7 protein-coding genes and 1 pseudogene are annotated in these 7,271 nt (G+C 39.9%); 7 read left to right on the top strand and 1 reads right to left on the bottom strand.

Annotated features, from left to right (window positions below):
* A partial coding sequence (locus tag LD39_RS23915; RefSeq protein ID WP_156112617.1) for a YfkD family protein occupies positions 1–73 on the top strand: 73 nt, incomplete at its 5' end.
* Between the two features lie 8 nt (positions 74–81).
* Here LD39_RS23915 and LD39_RS10675 read toward each other — a convergent pair.
* Positions 82–945: a mechanosensitive ion channel family protein gene (locus LD39_RS10675; RefSeq protein ID WP_052158820.1), complete on the bottom strand. Its 864-nt coding sequence runs from the start codon at positions 943–945 to the stop codon at positions 82–84.
* Between the two features lie 131 nt (positions 946–1,076).
* Between LD39_RS10675 and LD39_RS23090 the strand changes: the two genes are divergently transcribed.
* From LD39_RS23090 to LD39_RS10655, 6 genes and pseudogenes are all read left to right on the top strand, one after another.
* Positions 1,077–1,226, top strand: coding sequence for an SE1561 family protein (locus tag LD39_RS23090; RefSeq protein ID WP_197061417.1), 150 nt, complete (start codon positions 1,077–1,079; stop codon positions 1,224–1,226).
* A 29-nt stretch (positions 1,227–1,255) separates the two neighbouring features.
* Complete coding sequence (locus LD39_RS22615) at positions 1,256–1,432, top strand: hypothetical protein (protein ID WP_156112616.1); 177 nt, start codon at positions 1,256–1,258, stop codon at positions 1,430–1,432.
* Positions 1,433–1,532: 100 nt separating this feature from the next.
* Complete coding sequence (locus tag LD39_RS10670; protein ID WP_035546106.1) at positions 1,533–2,843, top strand: Na+/H+ antiporter family protein; 1,311 nt, start codon at positions 1,533–1,535, stop codon at positions 2,841–2,843.
* 86 nt (positions 2,844–2,929) lie between these two features.
* Complete coding sequence (pdaA, locus tag LD39_RS10665) at positions 2,930–3,709, top strand: delta-lactam-biosynthetic de-N-acetylase (RefSeq protein ID WP_035546104.1); 780 nt, start codon at positions 2,930–2,932, stop codon at positions 3,707–3,709.
* Positions 3,710–3,954: 245 nt separating this feature from the next.
* Positions 3,955–4,824, top strand: coding sequence for a DNA-3-methyladenine glycosylase (locus LD39_RS10660; RefSeq protein ID WP_035546102.1), 870 nt, complete (start codon positions 3,955–3,957; stop codon positions 4,822–4,824).
* 231 nt (positions 4,825–5,055) lie between these two features.
* A pseudogene (locus LD39_RS10655) lies at positions 5,056–6,879 on the top strand (ATP-binding protein).
* Positions 6,880–7,271: the final 392 nt, after the last annotated feature.

Below are 7,271 nucleotides of genomic sequence, written 5' to 3'. Positions count from 1 at the left end.
TGTAACGAGGCAAGGAATTGGAGCCTGGATTCCAATTCAAGATCATGTCAGCTTTTCATTTGAATTAAAATAAAAAAACGATCATTCTTCTTCTTGAGAGGTATGACCGTTTAACTCAACGCGCTGTTCAGCCATGGCAATGTGATGTTCGTACATTGTTTCGGCAATGACCCGGCGCGTTTCTTTTGCCGCTGTCCAGTACACTAGGTCATAGACAAGTCCTGTGACTGTATATTGGTAGCCGCGGTAGTGGTCATTCAATGAAGTCATTCCATAGACTTGGAACGGTTCAATCGGGTCATCCTTTAAATCTTTTTTTAGGTAATCAGCTTTCTCATCGTTTAAACGGTTACAGGCCTCTTCAAGAGCCGCAAAGACTTTCTTAGGATCCTCTCTGAAATTCGTCGTCACTTTTTCAATGACCCGCATATGTTCAAAGTTGTAATTCTCAATCGTATTGATTTGGCCGTTACTTATCGTGAGAAGCTTGCCACTCCATTCTCGTATTTTTAAAAAACGAAGGCCAATATCTTCAACGGTTCCATGGAACGTGTTGTTTAGAGTAATAAAATCGCCTTTATGAAGCTGCTTTTCATATAGAAGGAACAAGCCTGCGAAGAAGTCTTTGATTAAGCTCTGGGCACCAAAACCTACGATAATTCCGATTACACCGGCTCCGGCGAGCAGCCTTCCAATTGAAGTGAACTCTGCTAATACGATAAAAATGAATCCAATAATGGCGGCATAACTGATGATTGAATTGAACATCGATTCTAATGTACGTTCACTGCGCTCTTCTATAAAGTCTGTTCTTTTAAAAAACGAGTGGATCGCTTTTCTTAAGACAATGACTGCGATAAATAAGATGATCGCACTGCTTATTATTTTTATTGTAGTACTATTTGTAATAACTTGGACGAAATCAATATCTGAAATGGAATCCATACTGGCTGCCTCCCGTCTATCTTTTGTATTATAGCATGTCCAACTGCTGTGAATCTTAGGATAGACACAAAGCCTTAGATGTACTATGATAACAATGGTTAACGATGATAGGAAAAAAGGAGTTTACATTTATGACACAACAAGATCGACTACAGGATCTAAAAACACGACTCTCGGACTTTATGATTCGTATTGAAGAATTGAATCCAGAAGAAACATCAGTAGAAGATATTGATCGTTTGATTTCAATGCTTGAGGAATTAGAGCGTAAAATGGACTGATTTGCTTCTTCTAGGGGAGGAGGATTCAGGTGGAAGGGATAATTTTTTATTTATCTCCCGTCATAGGCTTCGTGTTCATGCTTACTTTAATCATGGCTTTTGTAAGAATGGCTGGCGGCCATCCGGTACAGCAAAAACATAAACGGCTGCTTGTAGGCTCATTTGTAGTCATGATCGGCATGATTGTCTATGTCAGTATAATTTGACTCTCGCAATAGTTGAGGGTTGATTTTTTTGTAATCATACTTTATTATGGTAAATCGCTAATGCATAAAAATATTCAACAACACGAAAGGGGTATGCTATATGGCATGGGCAGTCGTTGTATCTGTCCTCGTGATGACGATTTTAAGTTTATTACGTGTGAATGTCATCATTGCCATTCTTGCTGCTGGATTAACAGCAGGATTGATGAACGGTGAGTCTCTAATGAGTTCACTGGATATACTAGTTAGTGGTATGGGAAATCAAGCAAGCGTGGCTTTAAGTTATATTTTATTAGGAGCTTTTGCTGTAGCGATCAGCTATTCAGGGATAACATCTCTGCTTGTCAGTTACTTGCTCCGTGTTTTAAAAAATAGAAGGACGATGATCGTATTCGTCATTGCTTTCGTTGCAAGCTTATCGCAAAATGTGATTCCGGTTCACATCGCATTTATTCCAATTCTAATTCCGCCTTTATTGAAATTATTTGATCAAATGAAATTAGATCGTCGTGCAGTAGCGTCGGCGTTAACGTTTGGACTAAAAGCACCGTATGTTATGATTCCGGTTGGTTTTGGTTTTATTTTCCATGAAACGATTCAAAAAGCCATGAAATCCAACGGAGTAGAATTGGGAATCGGTTCGATTGCTCAATCACTTCTCATTCCAGGCTCTGGGATGATTGTAGGTCTAATCATTGCCGTACTGATTTCTTATCGTAAACCTCGTGAGCCAAAAGCAAATACTCAGGAAAATGAGTTGGAAGAATCGCACTTCGGACTAACTCCAGAACGCTTTAATCGTAAGCACTTTTTCACGCTGATTGCAATCTTAGTTACCTTATTTATTCAGGCAATTTGGTCAAATTTGGTGCTTGCCGCTCTTGCAGGGATCATTTTAATGTTCGCTTTCCGAATTGTTCCTTATCGAAAAGGAGACAAAGTCGTCAATGACGGAATCGGAATGATGGGCTTCATTGCTTTCGTCATGCTTGTAGCAGCGGGGTATGCCAATGTTCTGACGGAAACAGAATCTGTAGCCGCCCTTGTAGAGATTAGTTCGGACTATTTAGGTAATAATCAAGCCTTTATCGCTTTTATTCTTCTTTTAGTTGGACTGGTTGTAACCATGGGAATTGGATCTTCTTTTGCTACCGTTCCAATTTTAGCTGCCTTGTTCGTACCGATTTGTGTCAGTGCGGGCTTCTCTCCGATGGCAATAGCTGCCCTGATTGGTACAGCCGGTGCGCTCGGTGATGCTGGTTCACCTGCCTCTGACAGTACGCTTGGACCGACATCAGGTTTAAATGCAGACGGCAGACACAATCACATTTGGGATACGTGTGTACCAACTTTCCTGCACTATAATATTCCGTTGTTCATTTTTGGTTGGGCAGCAGCGCTTATCTTATAAAAAGGCAAGTGGGGAATTTTCCCACTTGTCCTTTTTTTATATTCTGATCGTCTTCACGCATACTAAGAAAAAAGTGAGTGGTTTAAATGAGGAAAGCAATCATCGTAATCGTAATGGTTTGTGTGAGCCTGTTATCTCCGTCATTAACTCAGGCTGAAGGCTGGGGATATAAGAAAAGTAATGATGGGAAGGTGCCTGATGTCGGCCGTTATGGTCCCATGCTGGAAAAGCAAGATGGATTTTACGTGGATAATTCGGGGGAAAAGGTTATCTATTTAACGTTTGATAACGGATATGAACAAGGGTATACGGGTCAAGTTTTGGACGTTTTAAAGGAAAAAAATGTACCCGCAACCTTTTTTGTCACAGGTCACTATATCGAAAGTGCCCCAGAGTTGCTGAAACGAATGGCCAACGAAGGTCACTTGATCGGCAACCACTCATGGAGTCATCCCGACTTTACACAAGTATCAAAGCAGGAAATGAAAAAAGAATTAGACCGTGTCCAACAATCAGTGAAGCAAATTACGGGTCAAGACACCATGACATTCGTTCGCCCACCAAGGGGTACTTTTAATGATCAAACGTTAAGATGGGCCAAAGAGTTGGGCTACACACACGCTTTCTGGTCAGTCGCATTTAAGGACTGGGAAACGAATAATCAAAAAGGCTGGGAGTACGCTTATCGTAGTGTATTGGATCAGATCCATCCGGGAGCTGTCGTATTGCTTCACTCTGTTTCTAAAGATAACGCAGAAGCCTTGGATCAGATGATCGACGAGTTAAGAAAAAGAGGCTACCACTTTGGAAGCTTAAACGATTTAATGGTGAAAAAGCTGCTTCCATATCCCATATGGAGTTTATAAGGAAAGGAGATCGCTCTTCCCGGCGGTCTCTTTTTTTTGAGGAAACGTTTTCTATAGAAGGAAACCGGACTAAGATAAGCGAATTCTAAAAAGAATTGTAAATTTTCTAGGAAATTTTTGTACGTTTGAAGCTGATGAAATCAGGTTACCAGCAGATGTAGGCAGAGAGTTTGGATTTTTAGTTATGCAAAAAGCTGTTTAATATAGAATTAACAAAGAAGCAAAAAAGAAGGAGGATTTTGGGTTTGTGGAGAGAAACTTATAAAGCGAAAAGCTTTTACGATTTTGATTATACACTTTTACGTTGGCAGTTTGATCCATTAAGTCATTTAGATCGAAAAGAAAGATGGGTCGACGTTCCAGTCAAGTTGGGGGATGAACATCATGTTGTTCGCGTCCAAGGATATGGTACGACAGCCGATCCTTCATTTGAAGTAATAGGGGATAGTGGGGAAGCTAAGGAGCAGTTGCTTACTCATATTGAAGGTCTTTTTCAATGGGATAAAGATTTAGAAAAAGTCCACGAACATTTTCTAACAACGAATTTGGAGCATCTGTTTCTTGCCCACCCCGGAACCCCCATTGTTAAAGACTTCCATTTGTTTGACTGTCTGATGAAAGTGATTATCCATCAACAACTGAACATGAAGTTTGCCCATACGTTGAGTACAAGATTTGTCCATCAGTTTGGTAAAGAGAAGGATGGCGTATGGTTTTACCCTAATGCGTACGAGGTGGCTCAAATTCCTTATGAAGCGTTACGAGAGCTTCAGTTCAGTCAACGTAAAGCGGAATATGTAGTGGACACTTCCAGGATGATTGTCGATGGAGAACTGGATTTGGAAGATCTAGCGAAGCAAACCGATGAGGAAGTCATGAAAAAACTGACAAAAGTCCGCGGCATCGGGCCATGGACAGCCGAAAATTGGTTAATGTTCGGTGTTGGCCGAGAAGATTTATTGCCGAAAGCAGATATTGGAATTCAAAATGCTTTGAAGTTCTATTTTCAGTTGAAAGACAAGCCTGATAAGGGGCAGATGACTGATTGGAGTCAGAATTGGGAGCCTTATCGGAGTTATGCATCACTCACACTTTGGCGAAGCATAGAAGGATAATAGTATAAAAAGTGTCATATTATTTATATTGAACTCGTATGATGTAGAAATGAATAAATAATAAATTTACCAATAAATTGTTTGAAAATATTCAAAATTATTCATTATTACGTTATAATAAAACACGTACTGGAAAATATTGAACGGTAAAGGAAAGAGGTCATAATATTGGTGATAAGAGAGAGGTATTCTGACCAAGTTCATAGCGGGGAAATCTTAGATGTTCTAAGTATGAATGGTACGCCAGCATGCTTGCTTGATTTGCGTATGCAAAGAGTAACGTTGAATCAGGAGATGCAAGGGACACTTCGACTTGACGATATTGATCTGTCATTTTCGACATGGATTCAAACATTCAATCTTACATCCCAAAGTGCTTTGCAACAAGTATTGCATCGCCTATTGACAGAGGGGTTGCGTGAAACATCAGCTCAACTTACTGACCAGAATAACTTCCGAAAGTATCACTGTAAATTGGTGCATTTAACAAATGGACAAATCGCCTTTTCGCTCAAGCAGCAAGAAGAAACCAATTCAGGTCATAAAAGAAGCAATAACTTTACCAATATCATAGATAAAACCGGACAACTGCATTCTTATTCTTTTCGCAGACCGATAGACAAGGAAGTAAAGCAGCAGCCCCTCTATCTTGCGAATGCCAAAGGTGCCCAGCTAAGACATCGTATGTCAGACATTATAGACAAGTTCCCACATGGCTTGGCGATCATTAACCAGGAGTGGGAAGTGACGTATGCAAACGCTATGATGCAAGAGATTACAGGTATCGATTATGTAAATGCCTATGAAAAACGGTTATGGGATATATTCCCTATCGATGAATACTACAACTTCTTCCAAAACTATTTGCGGGCAATGGAGAACAAGGAAACAGTAGAATTCGAAGGCTTTATTAAGGAGACTGATTCAGTCGTCCACGTGACCGTTTATCCAACCGATCTTGGAGTCACTGTTTTTCTCCAAGACGTTACCCAATACAAAAAACACCTTCAGGCATTGAAAGATTCAGAAGAGCGTTTTGCTATCCTTGCTAATAATATAAAAGATGTATTTTGGATTGCAGAGCCTCATTTTGAAGAATTTCATTATATCAGCCCCTCTTTCCAGAATATGTTTGGAATTTCTCGGAGAGATGCATTCTCCAATCCTGATGAACTGCAGAAGATTATTCATGAAGATGATAGGGAAAAAGTTAGAGTCTCTTTATCCTTGATGAAGAAACAACGACATCAAGTAGAGTATCGAATCAAAGGTGTACAAGGAGAACAGAAATGGATAAGGACAAGAGGATTTCCTGTTGAGACTGATGGAGTCTTGTATATTTTAGGCATTCATGAGGACATCACTGAATGCAGAGAGATGAATAGATTGAAGGAAAAATCCCAACAGCTCTCTACCATTACTCAGATGTCTGCGGGAATAGCCCACGAGATCAAAAATCCATTAACAGCCATCAAAGGATTCCTGCAAATTGGCGCGGCTAATCCAGAATTAAGGGATAACTATCAGGAGATTATTCTTGATGAAGTGAATCGTATTGAAGCGATTGTACAAGACTTCATGATGCTTTCAAAACCTAAGTCTTCGATTCAGATGGAAGAGGTCGAAGCAGAAGAGGTTCTCTCTTACGTCCTCAGACTTCTCGAGCCAGAAGCTAGAGAGAAGAATGTTCGACTAGAAAGTGAGAAAATGCATCTGGAAGAAACAGTTTTGACAGAGCCTAAGCGGCTGAATCAAATTTTAATCAATTTAGTGAAAAATGCGATTGATGCGGTCGACGAAGGCGGTAAAGTCATTGTCCATTCCGAAGTACTGAGAAATGAGCTAACGCTTTCCGTTAGTGATAATGGTCCTGGTTTATCAGCTTAGGAACTTGCCAAAATCGGTGAGCCATTCTTTACAACAAAAGAAAAAGGAACTGGTTTAGGCGTTATGGTAACGAAAAAAATTGTTGCAGATTTGAACGGTACAATTTCCTATAAGAGTAAAAAAGGGGAAGGGACTACAGTCACAGTAAAATTACCCCGACAGCCTTAAAAAATAATAGATCTCAAACCTAGCCATTGCTTATTAAGCAGTGGCTTTTATTTTTCACTTCTACCCATTTAGACCTAGGAAAGCTAACGATTTTGAAGAGGATATATATAGACGAGATACTTCTATTATCGACAAATTTCAATAAAAGTTTAAACATTTTTTTAGAGTACTTCGGTTTATATAAATAATCTATTTAATTCTTATGGTTTACCTTTATTATTAGGCAAAAGCTCTCGATAGTTGAAGACTCAGTTTCGAGATATCTGGTTCCGTTACTGGATTAGGACTCGGGTTGGCGGGGAAACAACTCGTCCAGCTCCACGCCCAGACACTCGTGTCATAAGCAGAAAATCAACAGAATGAAATAGCCCATTCCTTTTGATTTTCTGCTT

The organism is Halobacillus sp. BBL2006 (genome assembly GCF_000786645.1).
Classification (GTDB): domain Bacteria; phylum Bacillota; class Bacilli; order Bacillales; family Halobacillaceae; genus Halobacillus.
Note: the sequence above shows the minus strand (reverse complement) of the source record. Positions and strands in the feature narration are given on the sequence as shown.